This is a genomic window from Vreelandella boliviensis LC1 (genome assembly GCF_000236035.1).
GTDB lineage: Bacteria > Pseudomonadota > Gammaproteobacteria > Pseudomonadales > Halomonadaceae > Vreelandella > Vreelandella boliviensis.
Map to the genome: position 1 here is coordinate 1569181 of NZ_JH393257.1, position 24900 is coordinate 1594080.

Here is a 24900-nt window from a genome sequence, read left to right on the forward strand (position 1 = left end):
GCTCTACCATGGGGATGAAGTGTTCCAGGGGCAGGGTGTCATAATCGGGGTCAAAGCTGGCCTGATCCCAACGGTCACAGAAGAGGACGGTGCGCTCATAGGCCGGGTGGTCGCGATATTGCTCTCGGGCGTGGGGGTCTTGGCCAAAAAAGTGCCGGTAATGGTAGCCCTGAAAGAGTTCGTGGTGACGAATCATCCAGGCGTTGAGGGGATCGATAAAGGGTTCAAGGATGGCTGCAGCGACCTCGGCGTGGTTCGCCGGGGTCAGATCGTCGCCGATATCGTGGAGCAGCGCGCAGACGACCATTTCCTCGTCGGCACCATCGCGCAGTGCCCGGGTGGCGGTCTGCAAGCAGTGCTCGTAGCGATCGACCGGATAACCGTGGTGATCGCCAGCCAAATTGTGCAGGTGGGCAAGTACCCGGCGCGGGGTATCGGATAAATAATCACGGAATCGGGCATCAATCAGCGCCCAGTCCTCCCGTTGAGCCTCACCGAAGTGGCGAAAGCGGGCTTGAGTCATGCCGGTTCTCCTTGGGCCTGAGGGGTGGCGAGCCGCTGTTGCAGCACGCGGCGACGGCTGGCGGTGCTGTCGCGATCGACATAACCTTGGCGCATATGGCGCACGCCGCCCGCCAGTTGAAAGGCGCTGCGTCCATGCAGTAGGCGATAGTTATCGATGATCAGCATCTGACCCGGGTCGAGCTTAAGATGCAGAGTCAGTTCTTCGCCGGTGATCAATTCGTAGAAGGCTTTGCGGGCGGCGTAGTAGGCCTCCAACTCTTCTGCAGGCAGCGCTGGAATGTTTTCGGTACGGTTGGAATAGCGCACCCGGGCGGGATCACCGCGGCTGTCCAGTTCGATCAGCGGGCCCTCGCTTTCCAGGTAAGTATCAGCGTCGCAGTAGCGGAAGCTAGGCGTTACCCGAGTGAGGCAGGCGTAGGCGTTTGGGTCGCGCTGGCGCAGCAGGCGTGCCGCCATAAAGCCATCGGCCAGGGTGCTGTCGCCACCTTCGGCGGCATTGGCCAGGCAGTGCAGCCAAATATAGCCGGGGATTGGATCCCGGTAGGGATTGTCGGTGTGGGGCTCCAGGCCGCGTTGCGTCATGGTCAGGTCATAGGCGTTGGCCACCGATTTGACGTCGGCGATGCCACCCCAGTTGGTGCGTCTTAGCGGGCCAATGCGATCAATCAGCGGCTGCATACCGTCATTGTTGGCGGGCACACCCGAAACAACGACAAAGCCGTTGCGATGAAGCGCATCAAGCATAGACAGCAGCGCCGAATCGTCTTCAAGCGCGGTAGCGAAGTCTGCTTTGGAATGTGGTGCCTCGGCGGCATCCCAGAGTTGCCGGGGCGAATCGCTGGCCTGTTCGTTAAGCAGTTCAGCTAGTGTGAAAGTGGTGAGGTGCCCATCACTGAAGCCTAGTTTCAGTTGCCCGTCAGCCACATCGGCCGTCTCAATCATCAGATCCAGCGGTAGCTCGGCGGCTTCGACCAAGCGTTGGCCGGTATAGGGATCTCGGGTGGCATCATCGGGGCTGCGTTCGCGTAACCAGAGGGGGACATAGTCGCGATGATGGCCGTCAGCCTCAATCCTTAGGCGACGGCCCTGTGCTTGAAGGTTGACGGTGACGGATTGGGACATGGGGACGGCTCTCCGCAAATGATCGGTTACTGACGACTGTGTTGGCTAGGCGCATCATTGCCTTGCCGACCTCCACCCTAGCGCTGTTTTGGGCAATCAACTTGATAAAATTAGCCTTTTATTGAATAATTTTAGCCATGAGAGACAGCATACCTGAGGGCTGGCCCTATCCACGCCCGGATTCGCCGCCGCTACTAGACTTTGTAGAGGCCGAACAAACACTTAATGTGTGGTTATTGCCCAAGTTTTCCATGCTGACCCTTTTTTGCCTTCTGGAACCGTTACGGGTCTCCAATCGATTTGGGCGCAATCTCTTTGCCTGGCGCTTACTGTCCTCGGATGGGCAAGCCGTGGTCGCGAGTAATGGGGTTCGCATTGATGTTGACGGGCGTCTTGATGATGTTGATCAACACGCTCATTTGATGGTGGTCTCCTCCTACGAGCCAGAGGTCACTACCACGTCGCGTGAGCGGTCAATATTAAGGCAAGTGGCAGCACATGGTGGGTGGCTCGGCGGGCTGGATACTGCCCCTTTTATTCTGGCCCGGGCGGGGGTGCTAGAAGGACACCGGATCGCCATGCACTGGGAGTGTATCCCGGCGTTTCGACAGGAGTTTCCTAACCTCACCATCAGTGATGCACGCTATGAATTTGGGCACGGGCGTTTGACCGGGTCGGGGGGCGTGGCCAGCATCGATATGATGCTGACCTGGGTGGAGAGCTCCTACGGGCCTGCGTTAGCCGATGCCGTGGGAAGGCAAATTGTGCATCAGCGGGGTAACACGGATAGTGTATCTATGGCTCACAGCCGTCAATTGGCACATCTACCCCGGACAGTGGTTCGAGCACTGGCGGTGATGGAAGCCCACTTATCTCAAGTCATACCCATTCCCGATATTTGTCGCATGATTGGACAATCGCAACGGCAATTGACAAGGCTGTTCATGGCCCATTTTGGGGAAACCCCGAAGCAGTGCTACCTGGGTATGCGTCTCGACCAAGCACAGCGTATTCTGGCTGATAGTCGTTGCCGGGTAACCGAGGCGTCATTGGCGACGGGTTTCACCCAGCCGGCCCATTTCGCGCGTGCTTATCGCCAGCGCTTCGGGGAAGCGCCTAGCACCACGGCTGAACGTGGCAGCCTGTCAGCCTCCTAGTCAGCTGTTGCGATACGCTTTTGTCGCTTAGTGCGTTGCACGATGCGGTAACGCGAGCGGACTTCGTCGCGTTCCAGGTAGCAACCCTGCAGCCAACGCTGGCCGCTGCTGCCTTCGAAGGCATCACGCGCATGCAGCAGCCTGCGGTTATCGAAGATGACCAAGTCACCGGGGTGGTAGGTGAATCGCATCGCGAAGCTAGGGTCACGCAAGCGACGTTGTAGTGCCATTAACGCTTCGTAGGCTGGCTCGACTTGGTTGAAATCGGTCTGCAGAGGCCCCCTCAAGAAGTCGGCGATGCGGACTTCGAGCAGCTCACCATGCGCATCGCAGCGAATCACTGGCTCATGCCATACATAATCGGTGGTCTGGGCCGTATTGGCGAAGCACCATCGAACTTGGCTCAATGTGTCGAAGACCTGAGGTTCTTCATCGCGCAGTGCCTCGGCAATGGCAAAACCGTCCATCATCACTGCTTGCCCATCCGTAACGCTATTTTCCAGACAGTGAAGCAGTTGCAGCCCCGGCTGGTATTCGCGTGTCGGTAGATCCACATGCGGTGGCAGCGCAATCGATGTATAGGCATTTGAATCCGGGTTGGGTTTGGCCTTTACATCGAAGAGTTCACCGAAATTTGTCGGCCGGATAGGGCCAATTCGCCGGGCAATGTCAGCCAGTGTGCCGGGGGCGGTGGGCAGGTTTTGAAGCCTGACAAGACCTTGGCTCAACAGGCTTTCCAGCGCCGGCTCCAGCAGGGCTGTATCGACAGGGCTGCCTGATGGGTGATCAAGCCAGCCGTTGGCATCGAACGTATCAGGGGCCTGCTTATCGCTACCCCGCCATGTCGTTACGGCAACCAGCGGTGCATCCTGAGTATGGCCGTTGGAATAGTCGTGGGCTCGTAACCAGCCGGGATGAAAGCGTAATGGCCGCTGCTCCGGTGCAAAGGTCAGGCAGACGGCGCCACTCTCCTCAAGCGCAGCACTGTCGATTGTTGGCCAAGCATTCAGGCTTGAAAGATCCAGTATGCGTTCCCGTGTGGCGGGATTGATCGTTGAATCATCGGCGGCATTTTCGCGCAGCCAGACGCTGTGATAGCGGCTGAATTGTCCATCCTCCCAGTAAACATGCAGCTCTCTTGGCTGATGTTCAATCGATGCAATCGAGACGTCGACAGGCCAGGCATCGTAATCCGGCGTAAGTGGCAATGAATCGTGGGTCTCGATGAACATGGCTCGCACTCCGTAATGTGGGTTGGCATTCGCTTTTGATGCCTGCCACATTGCCAGCAGGATGACCGCACTGGTGCGCGAAATGCGTCATTGGCTGTGCTTTATGCGCCTTTTGAGGCCTCAGTCCTCTACGGGAGCAACGTTCGGTCTGGCGTGGAGACGAACATCACTGGGTGTGTAACCGTAATAGTGTCGGAACGAGCGAGCAAAGCTTGATGCGGAATTGAAGCCGCAGGCGAGGGCGATTTCGATGATGTCGCGCTGAGTTTCGCGCAGCAGCTGACGGGATCGTTCGAGCCGCAAAGCAAGATAGTAACGGCGTGGGCTACTGCCTAACTCTTGCTCGAATAACCTTTGAAGTTGACGCAATGAGATATTTACCTGTTCAGAGATGTCGGCAATCACAATAGGGTGTTCGAGGTTTGCCTCCATCAAGGCGACAGATCGTAATAATGCAGGCTTACGAGAGCCGAGTCGGCCGGACAGCTCGAAACGCTGGCGGTCCTCAGGGTGACGAATATTCGCGTGAATAAGCTGTTCCGACACCTGCTGAGCGAGCGTATCGCCATGGCGCCTCGCGATTAGATCCAGCGACATATCCATGGCGGCCGTGCCTCCCGCACATGAAAAACCGGACTTACTTATTTCAAAGAGAGATTCGACGGCTTTTAAGTGCGGATATGATTCGCGGAACACCGGTAGGCTCTCCCAGTGCAAGGTGATCGTCTGGTCGTCCAGCAAGCCAGCGCTGGCGAGTACAATCGCACCGGTGTCCATGCTTCCGAGTACGCAGCCGCGCTGTGCCTGGCGATGCAGCCACTGCGTTAATTGACGAGAAATCGATTTTTCGGGCTCGAAGCTGGCACAGACAGCCAGGCTGGATATATCGGGATAGGGGGTCAGACCTTCATCGGCCATTAGCGTCATGTTATTACTGGCCGTCACGGGTTCCCCCGATTCACTCATCACGCGCCACTGGAACAGTTCGTGCCCGGCAATGCGATTGGCAATGCGGAGTGGTTCTACGGCTGAGAAGAAAGCCACCATGGCAAAACGAGGGAGCAGCAGAAAACCGATACGCTCAGGGGATTGTCCTTGGTACTGCAGTCGCATGCGGGAAGGTTCCTTGATGCTGATCAGTAATGAGCCTTGATCTTACAAAGTAGATGTTTGCATTGGAGCTTTATGACGCCGTTGAGGATATTGCAGCCATCGCCTTTGATTGATGTGAGTTAGCATATACTTGCTTGTAGACAGCCAACAATGGCCTGGCTACAGAAGCTGTTCCGCAGGCAGCGACGAATGCATCATGGCAGTGGATATGGAGCTGCCGGATGAAGATGAAATGCCGGATCACTATTACTCGCCGCGGTAGGTGCGTTATTCAGCCGTAGAATCGAGAGAGTGACGGGGCAATGCCGGTTCGTCACCCTCTGCATGGCTTAGCGTCGAAGGCCGATGGTGCGTCCGGCAAGTTCCGGCCAAGCCTCTTTACTGGCCTGTGGCAATTCTGCCACGCGATTGGTGACCGCTTCAGGAAAGGGGCTTGGACGACCAGAAGATTGCTTCATACCCATCAGCATCTGTTCGCTGGTCGCTATTAGGTTGTCCTCACCATCGAACATGGCGAAAAACACGTGTAGACGTTTTGCATCGCTATCCAGTAGCGTCAGGTCTACATAGAGCGGCTGGCCCTGGTGGGCTTCACGGCGATAGCAAAGGTGGGTTTCCAGGGTATAAATCGTGTAGCCGTGGTGCTCCCGGCCCGCTGCATCCAGCCCGATGTGATCGATCAGCGCTTCGCAGGCCTGGGAGAAAACGCGGGCATACTCCGCGTCGTTCATATGCCCGTTGTAGTCGACCCACTCGGGAGCCACCTGGGCTTCATAAATAATCATTAAATGCGTCCTTCCAAGCCTTCGGCTTCCGGCCAGTACTTCTGCACCACCTCAAGCAGCTCGACCAGGAAGTCATCGCGACGTTTGTCCAATGTAGCTACTGAGCGCCCTGCGGCTTGATGTTCACAGCCCTCGACGACTTTATCAATCAATTCGTCGGTAAGTTCCGGGGCTTCCAGCTTGGTCCAGGGCAGTTTTAACGCTGGGCCGAACTGCTCCAACATATGGCGCATGCCTGGCTCGCCGCCCGCCAGGTGGAAGGTTAAAAAAGTGCCCATTAACGGCCAGCGCAGCCCACAACCGTAAACTACCGCCGCATCGATCTCTTCGGTGGTCGCCACACCATCGTTAACCAGATGCAGGGCTTCCCGCCACAGCGCTTCCATCAAACGGTCGGCGATATGGCCTTCAATTTCACGGCGAACCACCAGCGGGCGCATGGCGAGTGACTGATACAGCCCTTGGGCCTTGTCAATTTGCGCAGGCTGAGTGGCTTCGCCGCCAACAAGCTCCACCAGCGGCAGTAAATACACCGGGTTGAAAGGGTGAGCGACAATCACCCGGCCAGGGGCTTGGCGGCAGTTTCGCTGTAGATCAGTGGGCTTAAAGCCAGAAGTCGATGAACCAACGATAACGTCCGGTGATGCAGCGGCATCAATGGCAGCCAAAATGGCTTGCTTGAGTTCAAGGCGCTCGGGGACGTTTTCCTGAATCAAATCGGCATCGATCACTGCCTCTTCAAGCGTGTCCGCAAACGTTAGCCGTTCCGGGCTGGCATTAGGTGTCAGGCCCAGTTGGGCTAACGAGGGCCAGGCGTTGTCGATAAACGCACGGGTGCGCGCAGGCGCTTGAGGGTCTGGGTCGAAGGCGACGACATCCCAACCTTGAGCGAGAGCGCGGGCAATCCAGCCGTTACCAATCACGCCGGTTCCAATCACGGCTAGACGGCTCATGCGTCACCTCCTGCTTGGGTGCGTAGTGTTGGGTCACGCAACTGGAGGTGGACGCGGGTTTCTGCAGGCGTCATTACGCGGGCGCCGAGGTTGTCAATAATGGTCGCGGCTTTCTCTACCAGTTGACCGTTATTGGCCAGCACGCCTTTCTCCAAAAACAGATTATCTTCCAAGCCCACCCGGGCGTGACCACCGAGCAGCACTGCCTGGGCGACCATGGGCATTTGATGGCGACCAATGCCGAAGGCGGCCCAGTTGGCGTTTTCTGGCAACTTGTTGCGCATGGCCAACATGGTTTCGGTATCCGCTTCGGCGCCCCAGGGGATGCCCAGGCAGAGTTGATAGAGCGGGTCGCCGTCGATCAAGCCCTCTTGCTGAAGCTGGCGGGCAAACCAGACATGGCCCAGGTCAAAGCACTCAAGCTCTGGCTTTACGCCTGCGGCTTGCACCAAACGGGCGTGCTCGCGCAACCAGTCGGCGGGGTTCACGTAGACCATGTCGCCAAAGTTGAGGCTACCGCAGTCCAGCGTACACAGTTCGGGGAGCAGTTCGCCCACCGGGGCGTGACGTTCGGCGGGCGTTTGAATATCGGTGCCTGGGCCGCCGCAGGTGGGGTCTGTGGCATCCGGTATCCAGTCGCCGCCGCCGCCAGCGGTAATGTTCATGACAATATCCACATCCGCTTCGCGTACGCGCTCCATTACCTCACGGAACTGCTCGGTTGAATGGCTTATGCCGCCAGTTTCTGGGTCACGAACATGGATATGCGCGATGCTAGCCCCGGCACGTGCTGCTTCAATGCAGGAAGCGGCGATGGCCTTGGGCGTGACGGGGACATTGGGGTTTTTAGCGGTGGTATCACCCGCGCCGGTAACGGCACAGGTGAGGATGACATTGCGATTCATGGCGCGCTCTCTAGTCAGGGTTTATTCGCTGACTAGTGTGTCGCGGTGGATAAAAAATAGTTGTCGAGAAGCGTCATCCACTATACATAAACCGCCCTATCTCGACTTGTTGGTCTGGAGCGATCAAAGCAGACTCTCCGGTGAGGAGAATGCATGATTAACAGGCCTTGCGCGCTGCATGACCCAATACACGCCGTAAACCCCTAGCAATGCTGTGAAGCCGGCTTCTCTGGGGCCACATTACTTCAGACGCGGGGTTGCTCTTACTGCATGAAGTCGATAAACAACATCGCCTGACCGGCCGTTTGGCATCGGTGCTTTATGATCCCAGAGCACCTGACCAAGTTCGTCACAAACTCGACACCATAGTTCGTCAACGGGTGTTCGGGGTGGCGGCTGGTTACGAGGATCCCAACAACCATGAAGCGCTACTCTATGGTCAGGCGCTTCAGACGGCGCTCGGTGAAGAGGAGGCACTATTACGATCACCACTGCTATTTCCCACTGTATGTCTGCTTTGGTCGTCACCTGCTGGCGAGCTATCTGCGCACCAGTGATCGCAGCGGCAGCCGCCATGCGTTGCGTTTTTTGAGCCCCGTCATGGCAATTTCTCGCAGGCCCTTGTTTTATGTTGCCTAGTCCTTCGACTTTAGCGCTTCCTGCGTGCGGTACGGTAATCCAAGTATCGCCCGCCAGCACGATCCGCATGGCGGCCAGCATACCCCCGCATACACCTAAAAATACCCTTTGGTTTCATGGCTTGTATCTGAGTTGCCGGTACATAGCATATCAACGACTAGCGAGGCGGAGTCTGAAGAGGTGGCAAAGAAGCTGGCGGCGATCACCACCGCCAAGCCCTGAATTAATGGGGATGCGAAGGGTACTATGAGTGTTGAATGAAACGTTCAACGATAGTGGTGGGCCAGTTCCAAGATCCAGCTAGCCGTCAAGCCTGCTGTCGCTGAGGAAACGCCCTCAGCTCACTCGTTGCCTAGGCACCTGGCGGAGATGGCTAGCCGTTTGACCGCCTGGCAGGGCGGCAATCATATCCGCGGCCTCTAGCAGTTTCGATAGGTCAATACCGGTAGTTATTCCGCCGCCATGTAGAGCATATAGCAGATCCTCTGTGGCGGTGTTACCCGTGGCGCCTGGCGCGAATGGGCAGCCACCTAGACCTGCGCAAGCAGTGTCGACTGCTGTAGCGCCATGGCTTATGGCGAAAAGGGCATTAGCTACCCCCATGCCAAAAGTATCATGGCCGTGGAAGGCCCAGTTCACTCCTACTCTGGCATGCCGTTCGCGCAATTGCGTGAAATAGTCGGCTACTTGGTAGGGCGTGGCTCGTCCGGTAGTGTCACAAAGCGCTATTTCTAGGGGCAAGTCCCCAATAAGCGCAAGTGCGCTGCTAAGAATACGATCAACTTGTTGCCAGCTAATGGTGCCCTCAAAGGGACAGTCGAAGCTGGTGCCAAGGTCGAGGCGCAAGCGACTCCCTTCGATCTGTCGTACACGCTCAATCACCCTGCGCAGCTCTTGTAGCGAATCGGTGGTGCTGCGCCGCACGTTGCTTTGGTTGTGGGTTTCCGATACTGATATGACATAGACGATTTCGCGAATGCCGTGCTCCAACGCTAGCTCGGCCCCCTTTAGATTGGGCACCAGCGCAGAGAAACGCACCTCTGGCCGGTTAGCAAACGCTTCCACCAACTGGCCGGTATCGGCCATCTGGGGAATGGCCTTTGGGCTTACAAAGGAACCAATCTCCAGGCGAGTGACGCCCGCATTGAGTAACGCCTGGATACAGCGCTGCTTATCGGCAGTGGGCAGTCTGTCGCGTATCGACTGAAAGCCGTCCCGTGGTGCAACCTCGACAAGTTCAATACTGGATGGCGGTGATAGGGTCGTCATTATGCGTTCTCCATCTCCTCATCGTTATTCGGACCAAGGCGCTTAGCGGCATAGGCGGCGTCAATGAGGAATTGTAATCCTAGCGCGGCGAAACCGATCGGTAGCAGTGCATAGGGGTAAACCATTGGCGTACCTAATGAGCTTGAAACACGCTCGCTGTACTCAAACGCCTGCATCGCCATGATGCCGCCACGCCATACAAGAATGATGCAAAACAGCGCGCCCATGAGGCCCGTCGTCAGATCAATCAGGGCGCGGATGCGCGCTGGCAGCTTATCTTTAAAGAAGGTAATCCGGATGTGGGCGTCGTGGCGCTGTGCTTCAGCAGCGCCAATCACCGCTAAGTAGACCAGCAGAAAGGAGTTGATCTCTAGGCTCCAACTAGTAGGAGCCGCAAAGACATATCGCATGGTGGCGTCATAGCAGATAGACACCACCATGAAGACCAACACCGCCATTGATGTCCAGCGTAGGACGGCCATTAGGCCGTCCCAGCTACGCATTGCCATTGTGGTCATTTCGCTCTCCCTCAAGCGTTGCCAAGGGCCAGCGCAATGGCGCGATTGCCGACCTCCTCGCCGACTTCTCCTTTCCAGTGGTCCCAGACATCCTGGACACCGGCATTAAAGGTCTCAAGGTCCTCATCTGAAGGCTCGACAACTTCCACGCCTGCCTCCTCGACCTGGGGCCAGTACTCGTTGGGGTAGATGTCGTTGTTGCAGTGCTCAATGAAGTTCTCATCGTACCAGTCGGCTGCCTGCTGCAAGATGGCACGCGCCTCATCATCAAGGTTGTCCCAGGTGTCCCGCAGCATAAAGGGGGCAACCGAGAACCCGGTGATTGGCAGCTTGTAGCAGACCTTTAACTGCTCATGGAGGCTGCGGCCGATAACCGTCGAAATATTAAACACCCCTGCGTCGACGGTTCCCCGCTGTAGCGCCATGTAGGTCTCGGAGGAAGGAATGCGGGTCGCCCCCACGTTGTAAGGCTCAAAGGCTTTGGTCGCCTCAAAACCGACGATGCGAACCTTCTTCCCGCGGACATCGTCGAGCCGGCGGATGGGGCTAGCCTCGGTGCTCCAAAGATACTCCGGTTCAAGGATGCCGCCACCGGAGGTGAGCATGTAGAGATTGTCCTCGGCCAGCACCTCGTTGATTAGCTCCATCAGCGGGCTGCCTTGGCGCAGGCGCTCTGGATGGCGATAGAGCTCGCCCACCACCCCAGGCAAACCAGTGACGCCCAGTATCGGGATGGAACGGGTGACGTAGGAGAAGGTATGGAACATGAAATCTATGCTGCGCGACCGCAGCGCTGGCAGCTGTTCGTCTACTTTGAGCAGCTGGCCAGAGTCGTAGAACTCCACCGAGAGGCTATCGCTACCCTGCTCTTTGAGCATCTCCACAAAGCGATTGGAGCCATAGGTTAGCGCCTTGTAGGAGTCGGGCAGGTAGGTGACACCCGTCAACGTGGTGGCGGCGTAGCTGCGGGGGGCCAGCAGGCTTTGGGTGCCGAACAGCGTGGCACCGGCGGTGGCAAAGGTGCCGTACTTCAACACTTGGCGGCGGGACAGTGTCATGATGAATCTCCTGATTGTTGTTGTAAGCGTCTTGCATTAGCGCCTGTTGTGAAGGTCTGTTGCCATCGATCTTGGCAAACGTTCACTGCTCTGACGTTGAAACACCAGGGCTACATTAGCCCCGGTAACCACAGGCTGAGGCCGGGGAAGAACACAAACAGCATCAGCACGAGGAACTGCACGGCGACAAAGGGCAGTGCGCTTTTGATGATTTCTTCCACCGAGAGCTCGGGGCAGACCCCGCGCAGCGCGTAGAGGTTGAGCCCCACCGGAGGAGTGACCACGGCAATCTCAAGGTTGAGTACCATCACGATACCGAACCACAGCGGGTCGTAGCCCAGGGCGGTGACCAGTGGCAGCAGGACCGGGGTGGTCACCACGATTAGCGACACGGCATCGACAATCATGCCCAGCAGGATCAGCAATAGCATTACCGCCACCAAGATCGCCCAGGCGGGGAGGCCGGTGGCGGTGAGTGCCTCGGTGAGGAGCTGCGGTACCCGCACCATGTTGAGATAGTCGCCGAAGATCTTGGCACAGCCGATAATGAGTAGGATGGCACCGCTGATGCGCGCCGTCGTTGCCAGTACCTCCAGGAACTTGCGCCAACTGAGGCTGCGAAATATCAGGGTGGCGATCAAGAAGGCACCTCCCGCGCCAATGCCAGCAGCTTCGCTGGGCGTGGCGAGGCCCGAGTAGATCGAACCCAGCACGGCCACCACCAACAGCGCGGCGTGCCAGATGTTAGCCAGGCTCGCCCAGCGCTCTTTCCAGGTAAAGCGCTCTTGACTGGCTGGCGCCTCTTCAGGGTTCAGCCGCACTCGAATGTAGATGAACAGTGATAGCGCGAAGGCGAGCACAATGCCGGGAACGATGCCGCCGATAAATAGATCAGCTACGGATACGCTAGACACTGCGCCATAGATAATAAAGGGCACACTGGGAGGGATCAGCATGGCCAGAGCACCCGCACTAACGACGGCACCTGCGGCCAACGATCGGCTATAACCGCGCTGAAGCATCTGCGGTACGGCAATGGATCCCACTGCCGCAACGCCCGCTAGGCTGACCCCGGATACGGCGCCGAACATGGCCGAAGCGCCCACCGAAGAGATCGCCAGACTGCCACGCAGCCAGTTGAGCCAGCGCACGGCGGCAGTAAAAAGACTAGCCCCCACCGGTGTCGCGCCCAACAAGTTCCCCATCAAAATAAAAAGGGGCAGGGCAATCAGCTCGAAGGCATTAAGCTGACCAAACAGTGATGTGGGGGCGAAAAAAAAGGCCAGTGAGCCACGCGCCATATAGAGACCGGCTAACCCTGATAAGCCCAGGGCTAGGAAAATAGGGAAGCCGACAATAATCAGCCCGATTAAAATGGCAAGAACAATAATGGGATCCATATGACTCTCCCCTCAGATCACGTTATCGGCGCGAAGAGCGTCGAGGGTATCGGCGGAGAATGCCAGCCAGTCGGTAAGGACTGTATGGGTATGCTCACCCAGAGCGGGGCCGACGCTACGTATACTGCCTGGGGTAGTGGAAAGCCGCGGGAAAACATTCTGCATCGGGAGTGGCTGGCCATGACGATCAGGCACCTCGACAATTGATTTGCGCGCTTGGAAGTGTGGATCGTCAAGCATATCGGGGGCGCGGAAGACCAGCCCCGCTGGCACTCCCGCTTCGGCAAGGATGTCAACGATATGAGAAGCGTCGTGTTGCTGGGTCCAGGCTGCCACAAGGTCATCGATAGCCTGCTGGTTTTCCCCGCGAGCCCGATGGGTCGCGTAGTCAGGGTGGTCGGCTAGCCGGGGCTGCCCCATGGCCTCACAGAGGCGACGGAAGACAGTGTCCTGGTTGGCACCGATAATCACGTCGCGCCCATCACGGGCTGGGTAAGCGTTTGAGGGAGCAATTTTGGGCAAGAAACTGCCGCTGCGTTCGCGGACTTTTCCGGCGCGAGCATACTCAGGAATTAAGCTTTCCATCATCGCCAGTACAGACTCGAATATCGAGCTATCGACCACTTGTCCTTGACCGCTCCGTTCGCGTTGATGAAGGGCCATCATGGTGCCCAGCGCAGCGTGCAAGCCCGCCAGGGTATCGCCGATTGAGATGCCAACACGTACCGGGGGGCGGTCAGGATAGCCGCTTAGGTAGCGTAGCCCTCCCATGGCTTCGCATACTGAAGCGAACCCAGCCCGGGTTGCGTAAGGGCCGTCTTGGCCAAAGCCTGTGACCCTCACCATGACCAGCTTAGGGTTGTGGCGGGAGAGCTCTTCGTAGCTTAGTCCCCAGCGCTCCATCGTGCCGGGCCGAAAGTTTTCGATGATGACATCCGCATGCTTAGCTAATTGACGCAGTACGTCCTGCCCGCGGGGCTGGCGGAGGTCGAGGGTCAGCGACTGCTTGTTGCGGCCAATGACGTTCCACCACAAAGGGTCACCACTTACCCGGTCGGCTTCTCCCCATTGCCGCATAGCATCCCCCTTACCGGGAGGCTCGACTTTCACCACATTGGCACCAAAGTCGGCAAGCACTTGGCCGCAATAGGGTCCTGCGATCAGTTGCCCCAGCTCAAGAACTTTAATGTTCTCCAGGGGAAGCGGGGTGGGCGTGTTTTGTTGTCTCATTGTTGTTCTTAGGCCTCTTTATGATCAACCAATGCCCCTTTATCCGGAGGGCATGTTGGGGTGAGGGACGTGCAGTGCCTGGGCAGCCAGCAAATGAGCGCGCATTACGTTCTCAGCCCACTCGGGGCTGCCCGCCGTGATGGCCTCCAGAATCTCGCGATGGTGACGCATGCTTCTACGCAGGTTGGCAAGGTCATAGTTGCCGAAATTACGATGGATGATCGATGTGCGAACAACGTTTTCGAGCAAGTTAGCTAAACGTTGATTATTGCTGGCAAGAATGAGGATTCGGTGAAATTCGTGATTAAGCGACGCAATTCTGTTGCGAGATTCAGCGTTCGTATCGACCTGTTCGGTGAGCGTCTCCATTTGAGACGCCAGGTTTTCTAGGGACTTAAAGCAGGACTTACTTATTTGTGTGGAGGCTAAGCGAACCGCTAATGGCTCTAGTACCAAACGTAATTCAAACACTTCGCGAGCATCTTTAGCCGTCCAAGCCACTACCCGTGAGCCGCGATGGGGAATGGCTTCGAGCCAACCTTCCGAGACGAGCTCTCGCAGTGCCTCACGCACTGGAGTACGGCTGACGTTAAGCTCGCTGGCGACGCTCGTTTCACGCAGGTACTCATTTGCCTGATAATGGCCATTTAGAATCCGCTGCTTGATCACATCGTGGACTCTAGTGGTGGCGGTCTGAACCACTCTTGAAGCGTTTGTGGGTATAGCATCCATACGTCAAGCCCCGTCCATCTGACATCCAAGGTTGCATACAATATTGAAGATAGACCATGATTTTGAGGTAAAATAATTAGACTTTAGTCTTTTTTGTATGCAATTTGCGTAAGACAGATCGGCCACTGGCGGCTGAAATCAGTCATTGAAATAAGAGCCGCAAGTTCAAATTCTGCCGGGCGCGCTAAGTTGCAAAACAAAAAAGGGCCTGCGATTCCTCGCAAGCCCTTTTGGGGTGTGACTAAATGGCGCGCCCCATACCCAGTGATCAAACTTGAGCTTTCCTTTTCTTGACGATATTAAAGCTATAGTGCGTCAGATATATGTTTAAGAGCTATCTTAATTAAATTTTAAAAATATAGGAGTTTAGACTATGGCGTCAGTACTGAGTGATTATCTCAAAAAAGAACAGTTGTTAAAGCAGCTGCAAGAAGAGCTGCAAGCACTGGAAAATAACAGTGAGCTAAAAGAAGAGATTGAGTTCAAAGAAAGACTGCAAGCTCTTATGACTGAGCACGGAAAACTAGCGCGCGACGTATGCGAAATGTTTGACCCATCTTACCGCTCTAAACCAGCAAAAGCTGGCAAGGTAAGCACAAGCAATACGGATGGTCGTAAAAAACGCCCTTTCAAGGTCTACAAGAACCCATACACTGGCGAAGTGGTAGAAACCCGTGGCGGGAACCACAAAGTCATTCAAGGGTGGAAAGCAGAATTTGGTAATGAAGAAGTGGTCAGTTGGGTTGTGAACGAAATCGTGTAATAAAACTGATGTTTACTTTGGGTGATAACGCCGGCTAGGCAAAATTACCCATAAAATGCTCACTGAGCCTGCTCAGTGAGCGAAAATTTATCTAAGCGCTGAGAAACGAGAAGTTCATCAGCCATCCATTAAGTAGCGTTTTGCTCTGATGTTCTATCCATTGTTTTATTAACATTAATCTAATTTTTGTTAGGTCTTCTCTTTGGGTAGGTGCTTCTACTTTGCCAAGGCCACCCAATCTCTACGCCTCTACCGTATTGCTAATCTTTAGCACCTGAAATGAACCCCAGGTCACTCGACGGGTGGTTGTGTGCATTCCGGTAAGCATTACCTTTTAACGTAGGCGACACCCGCTGAATAAGTCAGGGTTGGCTTGGTCTAGAAAGGTAGAACTCTATCGATGTGTAATAGTGGCCTGCGAATTCACGCAGGCCACTATTGTGATGCCGCCTAATCTTCCGACTTCAGCTCTTCCTGCTTGGGTGGGCTGCCTACTCGCACTTCGCTGAGCTCCTCATGGGAGAGGCCGCGATAGAGTGCGAACAGCACACCCAGCACGAATTCGCGGATAGTGCGCCCGCGGGAAATCCGCGCGACAAAGATGCCGATGAACGGAGGCCAGGTGACTGTCCAGGCCCAGTAGAAGACCGTCCAGCTACCTTGCCACCCCAGGGCGCCGCCTTCGCTGGAGTAGCGTGCCAGGGTGTCATTCCAGGAAGCCATGGGCAGCAGGTTGGTGATGTACAGCCCAAAGGTTTCGACAACGGCACGCAAAAGGAAAACCGTCGAGCCGGTAAACAGCACAAATACCAACAGGCCAACGGCCATGCCGATATTGATGTTCGAAAGCAGTTTCACGCCTGAATCCAACCCCGCCACGATCGACCCCACGGCCACGCTAGTTTTCTAACCACTCCGAAGAGGCTTGGGGAGAGTACACCGGAGTTCTGGCTGAAAGATCAACAGGCTTTAAGGGGGTTTGACAGGAATCCACTACTTCGCATAATTTAGTATTTATTATAATAATTAGAAATGCTGTGGTGGGATGATAGCAACCCCTCACATGGCTATGAGCGCCCAGCACAACAAAAGCAACATCAATATCAAAAAGGAGGTGCTCATGAAGGCACATAATGCGGTCATAACGTCTCGTAAGCCTTGGTATCAACGTATTCCCCATCCCGCCATTCTTATCTTCTGTCTGATTTGCGTGGTCTGGGTGTTAACGCTGATCATCCCCGCTGGTAGCTATGATCGCCATGATATCAATGGTCGCAGTGCGGTGATTCCTGGGACATTCCATCTCATTGATCAGGCGGCCCCATCATTCCTTTCGATCTTTCATTCCATTCCACTTGGCATGATCGGTGCTGCGAGCATCATCGTTATCGTTTTCATCGGTGGTGGCTTGTTCCGAGTGATGGAAGCCACCGGTGCACTGGAGAATCTGGTCGGCACACTGGTAAAGCGGTTGGGGCACGAGCGTCCTTCCATATTGATATGGTTGATGACTTTCGTCTTCGGCGCCTTGGGGGTCGCGGTCGGCTATGAGAACAACATTGCATTGATTCCTCTTGCCGTTCTATTGGGGCTTGCCATGGGAGGTGACCGGCTGGTGGGCACGGCGATCGCCCTCGGTGGCGTTGGTATTGGCTTCGCGACTTCACCGATCAACGTTTATACCGTCGGCGTATCCGACCAAATCGCACAATTGCCGATGTTCTCGGGTGCCGGTCTGAGAAGCGTGCTGTGCCTATGCGCTCTGGCGCTTCTGGCCCATCACACCAGTCGCTACATGAAGCGTCTGCGTGAGGACTCAAGTGCATCATTGCTTGAAAGTGACGAACAACATGTGTCGCTTGATAAGCCAATCAGCGAGTATCGACTATCGGCTTCAGATCTACGCGTCATCGGCACCTTTGTCGTTGGCCTCGGTATTATGCTCTACGGCGTTTTCGCTCATGGCTGGTATATCAATGAGATATCTGGTGTTTTCGTTGCCATGACGATCGCCATAGGCGCGATGGCTAAACTCTCACCCACCGACATCAATCGTTACTTCTTTGAGGGCGCTGCTGCGGTTTGTACCGGTGCTCTGCTGGTTGGGTTGGCGCGCGCCCTCCAGGTACTGCTTGAGCAAGGAAGCATCGGCGACACTATCGTCCATGGGCTGGCCGAGCCGCTAGCCGGGCTGCCGGTTTTGGTGTCAACGCTGGCGATGACATTGGTGCACTCGGTCATCAACGTCTTTATCCCCTCGGGTAGTGGGCAGGCTATGGCCACCATGCCTATCATGATTCCGCTGTCGGACCTGATCGGTATGACCCGCCAAACCGCGATTCTGGCATTCCAAGTTGGCGATGGTCTGACGAATTTGATAGTCCCCACTTCTGGTGGCACCTTGGCAATGCTGGCGATCGCTCGGGTACCCTATGACCGCTGGGTGCGCTTCTTCTTCCCTCTGCTGGTCAAGATATTTCTGCTCTGTTGGGGGTTTCTGGCGTTTGCGGTAATGATTGGCTGGGGGCCTGCATGAGTCAGAAGCGTTCAGATCAGATAGCTGAAGGGTTGCGGCAACGGATACTGTCCGGTGAGTTGCCACTCGGCGCCAGATTGGAGAACGAGTCCGCCCTTACTGCGCGTTTTTCAACCAGTAAGTGGACACTTCGTGAAGCGTTGAAGTCGCTCGAAACTCAGGGCTTGGTACGGGTAAAAAGCGGCCCCGGAGGAGGGGCCGGTGTCACCGAAGTCAGTGCCGACACAGCCAATGAGATGCTATGGAATTTCTGCTTTAGTCGTGATCTGTCGATTCCAGACATCTACGCACTTCGCAAGCTGCTGGAACCCGCACTGGCGCGCCAGGTAACGCCGCTACTCAGCGAGGAAGCGTTGGCCCAGTTGACGGCCACCGCCGGGCGCTGCTGTAGCTATCGGCGCGACGGGCGCGGTGTTTCGGAGAGGCAAGATGAAATCAACTTCCACAATCTACTCGCCGCTGCTTCGCCCAATCCGTTACTGCGCTTTCTGATCGAGTTTCTGAACGGCCTGCTGCTCAAGGTAGTGGTTGCCCAGCAGTACGACCCAGCCTTGACCGGCATTGATCTGAATTATTACGGTCACGATTATCATCTTGATTTAATTGAAGCTTTTCGCGCCCGCGACGCCGAGCGCGCCGCGCAGCTAATGTATGACCATATGGAGGCCGCCGAAGATTATATGGCCAAGGTAGCCGCTGTGGCCGAGTGCGGCCGTCCCTCCAATGACTCAAGTGAGGATCCACGATGTCCCTGACAACGCCCAACGCTTCCAGCATGCTTGATCGACTCGTGGGCTTTCCCACTGTGTCCCGCGACTCCAACTTAGCGCTTATCGAGTGGGTTGAGGCCTACTTAGATGAACACGGTGTACAGCACTGGCGCATAGATAGTGATGATGGCAGCAAGGCCAACCTGCTAGCGCGCATCGGCCCCGCCGTCGAAGGCGGCGTGGTGCTGTCGGGGCACACTGATGTGGTGCCGGTGGACGGCCAGCCCTGGTCCAGTGATCCATTCAAGCTGATTGACAAGGGCGATGGTCGCCTCTACGGCCGCGGTACCTGCGATATGAAGGGCTTTATCGCCTGCGCCTTGGCTGAGGTGCCGCGCTGGGTTCAGCTAGCGCTGCCCAAACCGATCTATCTAGCGCTCTCCTACGACGAGGAGATCGGCTGTGTGGGCGCGCCGCGGATGATCGAGCGTTTGATGGCCGACCATCCGCGCCCGGCAGCGGTAATCGTCGGCGAGCCCACCTCGATGGCACCGGTTGTGGCGCAAAAAGGCGCCACCAACCTGCGCACCACCGTAACCGGCCATGCCGCCCACTCCAGCCAAGTCAATCAGGGAGTCTCGGCGATCCACGTGGCGGCACGCTTGGTCACCAAGATCGAAGACGTTATGAGTGAACTCAAGGCGGAGGGGCGTGTGGATGAGGCCTTCAACGTGGTGCACTCCAGCCTTCACGTTGGCAAGATCGCCGGCGGGACGGCGACCAACATTATGGCCCGGGAGTGCAGCTTCGATTGGGAGATTCGCCATCTGCCCCAGGACAGTGTCGACGAACTGCTAGGCCGCGTCACCGACTACGCTAGCCAGCTCGAAGCCGAGATGCAGCAGCGCGTCCCGCAAACCAACATCGTCACCGAGACGCTGAATGCCACCGTGCCGGCGCTGGCCGACCGCGACAATGTCGAAGCACTGTCGCTATGCCACATGCTGCTCGGTGAGCAGGCGGTGGGCGGCGCGGTGGCTTATGCCACCGAGGCTGGCCAGTTCCAGCGCGAAGGGTTGGCCACAGTGATCTGCGGCCCCGGCAGCATCAGCCAGGCCCACCAGCCCGATGAGTATATCGACATCGACCAGCTTGAAGCGGGCAGCCGCTTTATGCGGGCGCTAGGTGAGAAGATGACCGTAAGCTGATAAAGGTATCTACTTCAATGCAATGATTGCACACCGTGATCCGCCTCAGAACGTCGTTGGCAGGCTGCCAAGCCCTCACGGCGAAGGTTCCAAGTCGGCCCAGAAAGTGCCTTCCAGCGGGTAGGGCAGTAGGTTTTCGTGTACAGATTGCCAAGCTGCGGCAGGGGCCAGGTCTGCCATGGCATCAGGGTGTAGCCACTTCGCGACTTGCTGAACGGCAATAAACTGAAAGGGTGTGTTGTAGAATAGGTGCCACAGCGCATGCACGTGGCCTGATTCCACCGCTTTGAGCGTCGACCACCCTGGCCGCGCCGTGATCAATTCCCGCATGGCGGCGCGGGTCTCGTCCTCGGAGACGTCATAGCCCAGTGGAATCGAGCGGCTACTCAATACCTGCCAGTCGCCCCCAGTTTGAATGATGACGTCGGGATTTCGAGACAGTATCCATTCAGTGTGCAGTTGACCAAACAGGCCCGGCAGTCGCTCAGCGGCAATGTTATGCCCGCCAGCCAATCGCACCACACGGCCCAGGTTGTCATCACCGACGCTTCGGCAGCACTCTGGATGCAACCCCGCCGCTGTTTCGATCAAAACATCCGGCCGCTGTAGAGGCTTAGGCAGGCGCTTGGCGACGTCTTCAAGCGCCTGCTGACGCATGGTAATTAGTGCCTCGGCTCGCGCTTCGGTAGCGAAGATTTGTCCCATCAGCCTCAGGCTGGGCACCATATGCTGGTCTGCTTGGGTCAAGAAATCCACGAATACCACCGCTATCCCGGCTGTCTCCAATGTGCCTAGCGCCGAGCCTTCACGTAATGCAGGCCAAGCGCTCAGATCAAAAACAATCACGTCTGGTTTAAGCGCAATGGCTTGTTCGAGATCGAATTCACCGGTGGCCGCTTTGCCAAAACGGGCTAACTGTTCGGCGTGGGGGAAGCGCTGCTGAAGGCGTTGCCAGACGTCTTCATCGAAGCGAATGAGTTCATCACGCCAACCCACAAGGTCTTGGAAGGGGTCGTCAGGCTGAAGGGCGGCAAGGGTATAAAGCAGCCGACCTTCGCCCAAGATGACTCGTTGTGGGTCATCGGGCAATAGAACCTTGCGGTCAGCCAAGTCGGTTACCTCCAGCGAGCTCGCCAGTGCTGGCATCGCCAGGCTAACCGTCAAAATCATCAAGCATAAGTGCCATAGTCGTTGTCTTAGACGACGCTTAAACAAAGCGGACATACCTCGTTCCTTAATCAAACATGACCTATACAGAACGGTCTTTATAAAACAGCGCGTGCTGGCGGGCTGATGTCAGCAGCCCGCCGTCGACTCAAAAGGTGACATCCAATCCTAAGCTGTAGGCGCGCCCTGGTAACGGCACACGACCCACCGGGCTGGTGTCTACCCCGCGGAAATAGGCATCATCGTCGGTCAGGTTGTGCACGCCCAAGGTTAAGCTTGCTGCGCTGGCGAATGGCAGTCGGTAGCCTAAGCTGGTATCGACTAACCAGTAATCAGGCAATGGGCCGGTGCTGCCGTTCGCAGTCTCTTGGGCGGTGTTGGCTGCATCGGCGAAGCTTTTATCGACGTAGCGGGCGCCGACATTGCCGAACCAGCGGCCCTGTTCCCAGCGCGCCATTAGGTTGAGCAAGTGATTGGGTGCGTTGGGCACCTCGTTGCCGGCCAACTCCCCATTGCGCTGCTCCGTATCGAGCCAGGTCCAGGTTCCTTCCAGGCTGAAGGGCAGGGTGTTCGGCACCCAGGCCAATCGTGTTTCTAGCCCTTGGTAGCGGGTTTCTCCGAGGTTCTTGAGGCTATTATCTGGCTGCTTGACGACCTGATCTTCGTAGTTGATTAAGAACGCCGTGGCCTCTGCTTGCCAAGGGCCAGATTGGTAACGTGCCCCAAACTCATGGTTCCAGGCTGTCTCGTTTGATACATCGCCTGGGTTGGTGATCTGCGCGAGTTGCACCGGGGTTAACGACCGTTGGGCGGAAGTGAACAAATACCACGCTTCGTTGGCCGCATAGCCGATGGTCAGGCCGGGCAGCCAGGCAGCGGCGTTGTTCTCATCGCGACCGCCATTTAAGGTATCGGCGTAGTCCATCTCTGCATGCTCGTAACGAATACCTGGGGTTACTTCCCAGCCACCGCCTAGCTGCCAAGTGTCGCTTATGTAAGCGGCCATTGCGCGGGTCTCAAAGTCCCAGCGACGAACCGGGGCGGCACTTTCACTACCGACCGTACGGCGGTTGACATCAAAGTCGACATTTTCCTCTAAATAGCGAGCGCCCATCATCAGAGTGTGATCACCCAACTGCCAAGCGACGCGGGGCTCGCTGGCCCATACTGAGAAGCTGCGCGGGGAGTCGGCGACATGGGTGGCTGGCTCGCCTGGGTCAGACCAATGGCTCGCACCGCTCAAGTTTTGGCCAAACCAGAAGGTTCGGTCACTCTGGTGACCAAATTGGCGCCAACTTATCTCGATATCGTTGCTGGGTTGCCAATGCCAGGTCGCGTGGGCTCGCCATGTATCCGCCTCGAAACGGTCGTAGGGACGCTGAGAATCGCTGCGGTCTTGGGCGTAGGAGTCTGGCGTTAGTGCGCCAGGTAGATCCGTGTCTACGCTGTAGTACTGCAGTTGGCCATCGACCCATTGTTCATCATTGAGTTGGTAATCGGCATCTAAAATGAAATTATCGACCTGCGTTTGGCTGCGCTCGCGCCCACCCTTGCCGCGCATCAGGTTGGCTTGAAACTGGAGCCCCAGGTTGTCACTCACTTGCCCGCCTGCGCGCAGGTAATGATCGCTGAGCACATGGCCGGTGGCGTCGTCCACCGTCAGGCGCTCGCGCCACTGGGCTTCCTTCTCTGCGGGGATGCCGCGTGTGACGAAATTGAGCACTCCGCCCACGTTGTTTGGGCCGTAGTGAACCGCCGCGCCACCCCGCACGATGTCAACTTGTTCTAGCGTGGGGAGTGTTACCGGGAATAGCGAAACACCGATATTGCTGTAGGGCCCCAGGGCTGCCGGAATGCCGTCGACCAGGATTTGTACCCGCTCGCTACGGCGCGGTGATAAACCGCGGATACCGATATTTGGTAGTACGCCCGTGCCGGTCTCATCCTGTACGTGGATACCGGGTACCCGGGCTAGCGCATCTTCGAGCTGACGAATATCGCCACCGTGTAGCGCCTCACCCGCCAATATCTGGCGTGCGCCTGGCGTGGTCTGCGGGTCAGCGCGCGTGGCGCTTAACCAGTCGCTGGACACCACTAAGGTGGCTAGCTCACTGGTAGGCTCATGTTGCTGGGCCCAAGCCAGTGGAGAGGCAGCGGCGATAGCCAAAGGCAGTACACGAAGGTAATGCATACGATGTTCCTTTGTTAATGATTATCATAAGCGAGTGGGGTATCATAAATAATTGGCGCCAATCTGCAAGAAGTTATTAGAGTGAAGTGCAAAGGAGAGCTTAGGAATGGATCAGGCTTCAGTACGGCAAGAGACCGCACGTCAAGAAAAAGACCAAAGCTGGCTACAGGAGCAGCTGAGAATCGGTATGGGGGGCGGGCGTTTTCCCGCTGATAGTTGGTTGCGTCAAGATGCCCTTGCGGAGCTTTATGGCGTCAGCCGCTTTGTTGTGAGAGGTGCCCTGGAGCGTTTGTCGGAAGCGGAGGCCATTGAGCATGTGCCCCACCGGGGCTATCGGGTTAGGCGTTGGAGCCACCAAGAGCGCCTGGAACTCACTGAAGCTCGCCTAGTGGTGGAACTTGCCATGGCGCCATTGATGATGGCACGCCGAACTGAGTCATTGATGGAACCTGTTAGGCAGGCTTGTGCCCAATTTGAAGACGCTGCCAGTGAGGGCGATGGTGAAGCCATGTTTCTCAGCAATCATGCCTTTCACAGAGCGCTAGCAGTGCTTGCTGGCAATCGGCAGTTGGCCGATCAAGTGAATTGGCTGCGTGAACAGGGCATGCGTGGGGCCGGGCCGGGATGGCCCAAGGCTGGCGGGGTCGAGCGTAGTATACGCGAGCACTATGCGATGGTTGAAGCGATAGACGCTGGCGATGTTTTGGGGCTACAGGGTGTCGTACAGCGCCACTTAACAGCGTGGCAAGAGCGCTTTGACCGCTAGCGATTGCGCTTTTTGATTTGATACATATGGCTGTCTGCATGGCTTAGCAGGGTGTCGGCATCTCTTCCGTCGGCGGGGTAGCTGGCCACGCCGATGCTGCAGGTTGGCATTCTGACGTCACCGAATTCAGCCCCCAGTGGCTCGTTCATTACCATTAGGATCTGCTCGACCTTTTCCTCAATGGCGTTCACTGTTTTTATGTCCGTTAACAGAACCGTGAATTCATCACCGCCCATGCGAGCGACCGTATCCGTCTCTCGTACACAGCCTTCCAAACGTCTGGCTACCGTGCAGAGCACGCGGTCTCCCACCGCATGTCCATGAACATCATTGATGCCTTTGAAGTCGTTAATATCCAGAAACAGCAGCGCTAGGCTGTTCTGGTAGCGATGGGCAGCGCTTAAGCCCGAGACCAGCCGATCATAGAACAGCGCTCGGTTAGTCAGTTTGGTCAGCGGGTCATGATGGGCGAGGTAGCGTAGTTCCTCTTCGGCCTGCATAAGGGCGGTCACGTTTCGCGCGACACCGATCCTAACGCCCTCGTCCTCGTACCAGCGGGCAGACCAGAGGATGTGTACGATATCGCCGTCTTTGCGGATGTAGCGGTTGCGGAAATCCATGTGGGGCTTTCCGTTCATCACACGAGCAATGGAGTCCCGCGTAGCCGCTAAATCGTCAGGGTGCATGTAGTGGGTGATCAAGGTGCCGATCAATTCGTCGGGAAGGTAACCGAGCAGTGTCTCACAGGCATCACTCACAAAGATGATCTGGTTATCTGAATCGACAACGAAGACAGTGTCCAGCATCAGATGAATCAGTTTGGGGTAGAGCGCTTGCAGGTCAACGGCCATAGGTGGGAGTAATCCGGTTAGCGTCCCTCGACTATAGAGCAATCGCGAAGGGGGGGCGATAGCCATTATC

The 24900-nt window shown here is 56.6% G+C and carries 23 protein-coding genes and 1 pseudogene; 7 read left to right on the forward strand and 17 right to left on the reverse strand.

Annotated elements, in window-relative coordinates; genetic code table 11:
• Positions 1–523, reverse strand: a 523-nt coding sequence (locus tag KUC_RS07020; protein WP_244264751.1) for an HD domain-containing protein, incomplete at its 3' end; no start/stop codon positions are given.
• Positions 520–1647: a 2-trimethylaminoethylphosphonate dioxygenase gene (gene tmpA / locus KUC_RS07025; RefSeq protein ID WP_007112456.1), complete on the reverse strand. Its 1128-nt coding sequence runs from the start codon at positions 1645–1647 to the stop codon at positions 520–522. The genes tmpA and KUC_RS07020, both read right to left, overlap by 4 nt.
• A gap of 137 nt (positions 1648–1784) precedes the next feature.
• Between tmpA and KUC_RS07030 the strand changes: the two genes are divergently transcribed.
• Positions 1785–2804 carry a GlxA family transcriptional regulator gene (locus KUC_RS07030; RefSeq protein ID WP_007112457.1) on the forward strand — a complete coding sequence of 340 codons (1020 nt, stop codon included), beginning with the start codon at positions 1785–1787 and terminating at the stop codon, positions 2802–2804.
• On the opposite strand, the gene KUC_RS07035 is transcribed toward KUC_RS07030, so the two are convergent.
• The 5 genes from KUC_RS07035 to KUC_RS07055 form a co-directional block, all read right to left on the reverse strand.
• Positions 2801–4036 (reverse strand): TauD/TfdA family dioxygenase, encoded by a 1236-nt coding sequence (locus tag KUC_RS07035; RefSeq protein ID WP_040479806.1) that lies wholly within the window; start codon positions 4034–4036, stop codon positions 2801–2803. The two genes, KUC_RS07030 and KUC_RS07035, sit on opposite strands and share 4 nt — an antisense overlap.
• 120 nt (positions 4037–4156) lie before the next feature.
• The gene (locus tag KUC_RS07040; RefSeq protein ID WP_007112459.1) at positions 4157–5149 is read right to left on the reverse strand and encodes a GlxA family transcriptional regulator; all 993 of its coding nucleotides are present in this window, start codon (positions 5147–5149) and stop codon (positions 4157–4159) included.
• Between the two features lie 329 nt (positions 5150–5478).
• Positions 5479–5934, reverse strand: coding sequence for a thioesterase family protein (locus KUC_RS07045; RefSeq protein ID WP_007112461.1), 456 nt, complete (start codon positions 5932–5934; stop codon positions 5479–5481).
• A complete protein-coding gene (locus KUC_RS07050) occupies positions 5934–6887 on the reverse strand; it encodes an L-carnitine dehydrogenase (protein WP_007112462.1) in 954 nt (317 codons plus the stop codon). Before KUC_RS07050 ends, KUC_RS07045 begins: the two co-directional genes overlap by 1 nt.
• Complete coding sequence (locus KUC_RS07055) at positions 6884–7792, reverse strand: beta-keto acid cleavage family enzyme (protein WP_007112463.1); 909 nt, start codon at positions 7790–7792, stop codon at positions 6884–6886. The genes KUC_RS07050 and KUC_RS07055 overlap by 4 nt, the downstream gene beginning before the upstream one ends.
• A gap of 233 nt (positions 7793–8025) precedes the next feature.
• Here KUC_RS07055 and KUC_RS19290 point away from each other — a divergent pair.
• A pseudogene (locus tag KUC_RS19290) lies at positions 8026–8410 on the forward strand (transposase); the annotation flags it as partial.
• A 357-nt stretch (positions 8411–8767) separates the two neighbouring features.
• On the opposite strand, the gene KUC_RS07060 reads toward KUC_RS19290, so the two are convergent.
• From KUC_RS07060 to KUC_RS07085, 6 genes are all read right to left on the reverse strand, one after another.
• Positions 8768–9700, reverse strand: coding sequence for a hydroxymethylglutaryl-CoA lyase (locus KUC_RS07060; RefSeq protein ID WP_007112466.1), 933 nt, complete (start codon positions 9698–9700; stop codon positions 8768–8770).
• The gene (locus KUC_RS07065) at positions 9700–10218 is read right to left on the reverse strand and encodes a TRAP transporter small permease (protein ID WP_007112467.1); all 519 of its coding nucleotides are present in this window, start codon (positions 10216–10218) and stop codon (positions 9700–9702) included. The genes KUC_RS07060 and KUC_RS07065 overlap by 1 nt, the downstream gene beginning before the upstream one ends.
• A gap of 11 nt (positions 10219–10229) precedes the next feature.
• Positions 10230–11276 (reverse strand): TRAP transporter substrate-binding protein, encoded by a 1047-nt coding sequence (locus KUC_RS07070; RefSeq protein WP_007112468.1) that lies wholly within the window; start codon positions 11274–11276, stop codon positions 10230–10232.
• A gap of 110 nt (positions 11277–11386) precedes the next feature.
• Positions 11387–12676 carry a TRAP transporter large permease gene (locus tag KUC_RS07075; RefSeq protein WP_007112469.1) on the reverse strand — a complete coding sequence of 430 codons (1290 nt, stop codon included), beginning with the start codon at positions 12674–12676 and terminating at the stop codon, positions 11387–11389.
• A 12-nt stretch (positions 12677–12688) separates the two neighbouring features.
• On the reverse strand, positions 12689–13906 hold the full coding sequence (locus KUC_RS07080; protein ID WP_007112470.1) for a CaiB/BaiF CoA transferase family protein: 1218 nt from the start codon (positions 13904–13906) through the stop codon (positions 12689–12691).
• Positions 13907–13945: 39 nt separating this feature from the next.
• Positions 13946–14638, reverse strand: a complete 693-nt coding sequence (locus tag KUC_RS07085) for a GntR family transcriptional regulator (RefSeq protein WP_050804816.1) — start codon at positions 14636–14638, stop codon at positions 13946–13948.
• Between the two features lie 373 nt (positions 14639–15011).
• Between KUC_RS07085 and KUC_RS07090 the strand changes: the two genes are divergently transcribed.
• Entirely contained in the window at positions 15012–15401 is a 390-nt protein-coding gene (locus KUC_RS07090) for a histone-like nucleoid-structuring protein, MvaT/MvaU family (RefSeq protein WP_007112473.1), read from the forward strand.
• Between the two features lie 450 nt (positions 15402–15851).
• Here KUC_RS07090 and KUC_RS07095 read toward each other — a convergent pair whose 3' ends face one another.
• On the reverse strand, positions 15852–16298 hold the full coding sequence (locus tag KUC_RS07095) for a BCCT family transporter (RefSeq protein ID WP_040479808.1): 447 nt from the start codon (positions 16296–16298) through the stop codon (positions 15852–15854).
• A gap of 223 nt (positions 16299–16521) precedes the next feature.
• Here KUC_RS07095 and KUC_RS07100 point away from each other — a divergent pair, with 223 nt between their 5' ends.
• The 3 genes from KUC_RS07100 to argE are packed head-to-tail and all read left to right on the forward strand — an operon-like array spanning position 16522 to position 19855.
• The gene (locus tag KUC_RS07100) at positions 16522–17937 is read left to right on the forward strand and encodes a YfcC family protein (protein WP_040479810.1); all 1416 of its coding nucleotides are present in this window, start codon (positions 16522–16524) and stop codon (positions 17935–17937) included.
• A complete protein-coding gene (locus KUC_RS07105) occupies positions 17934–18692 on the forward strand; it encodes a FadR/GntR family transcriptional regulator (protein WP_083825749.1) in 759 nt (252 codons plus the stop codon). The genes KUC_RS07100 and KUC_RS07105 overlap by 4 nt, the downstream gene beginning before the upstream one ends.
• Positions 18683–19855 (forward strand): acetylornithine deacetylase, encoded by a 1173-nt coding sequence (gene argE, locus KUC_RS07110; protein ID WP_007112478.1) that lies wholly within the window; start codon positions 18683–18685, stop codon positions 19853–19855. The genes KUC_RS07105 and argE overlap by 10 nt, the downstream gene beginning before the upstream one ends.
• Positions 19856–19930: 75 nt before the next feature.
• Here the strand turns inward: argE and KUC_RS07115 are convergent, their stop codons facing one another.
• On the reverse strand, positions 19931–21079 hold the full coding sequence (locus KUC_RS07115; RefSeq protein ID WP_141243416.1) for an ABC transporter substrate-binding protein: 1149 nt from the start codon (positions 21077–21079) through the stop codon (positions 19931–19933).
• A gap of 91 nt (positions 21080–21170) precedes the next feature.
• Positions 21171–23213, reverse strand: a complete 2043-nt coding sequence (locus tag KUC_RS07120) for a TonB-dependent receptor family protein (RefSeq protein WP_040479812.1) — start codon at positions 23211–23213, stop codon at positions 21171–21173.
• A gap of 106 nt (positions 23214–23319) precedes the next feature.
• On the opposite strand from KUC_RS07120, the gene KUC_RS07125 reads away from it, so the two are divergent.
• Positions 23320–23979 (forward strand): GntR family transcriptional regulator, encoded by a 660-nt coding sequence (locus tag KUC_RS07125; RefSeq protein WP_007112481.1) that lies wholly within the window; start codon positions 23320–23322, stop codon positions 23977–23979.
• Here KUC_RS07125 and KUC_RS07130 read toward each other — a convergent pair.
• A complete protein-coding gene (locus KUC_RS07130) occupies positions 23976–24830 on the reverse strand; it encodes a sensor domain-containing diguanylate cyclase (protein WP_007112482.1) in 855 nt (284 codons plus the stop codon). The two genes, KUC_RS07125 and KUC_RS07130, sit on opposite strands and share 4 nt — an antisense overlap.
• Between the last annotated feature and the right edge of the window lie 70 nt (positions 24831–24900).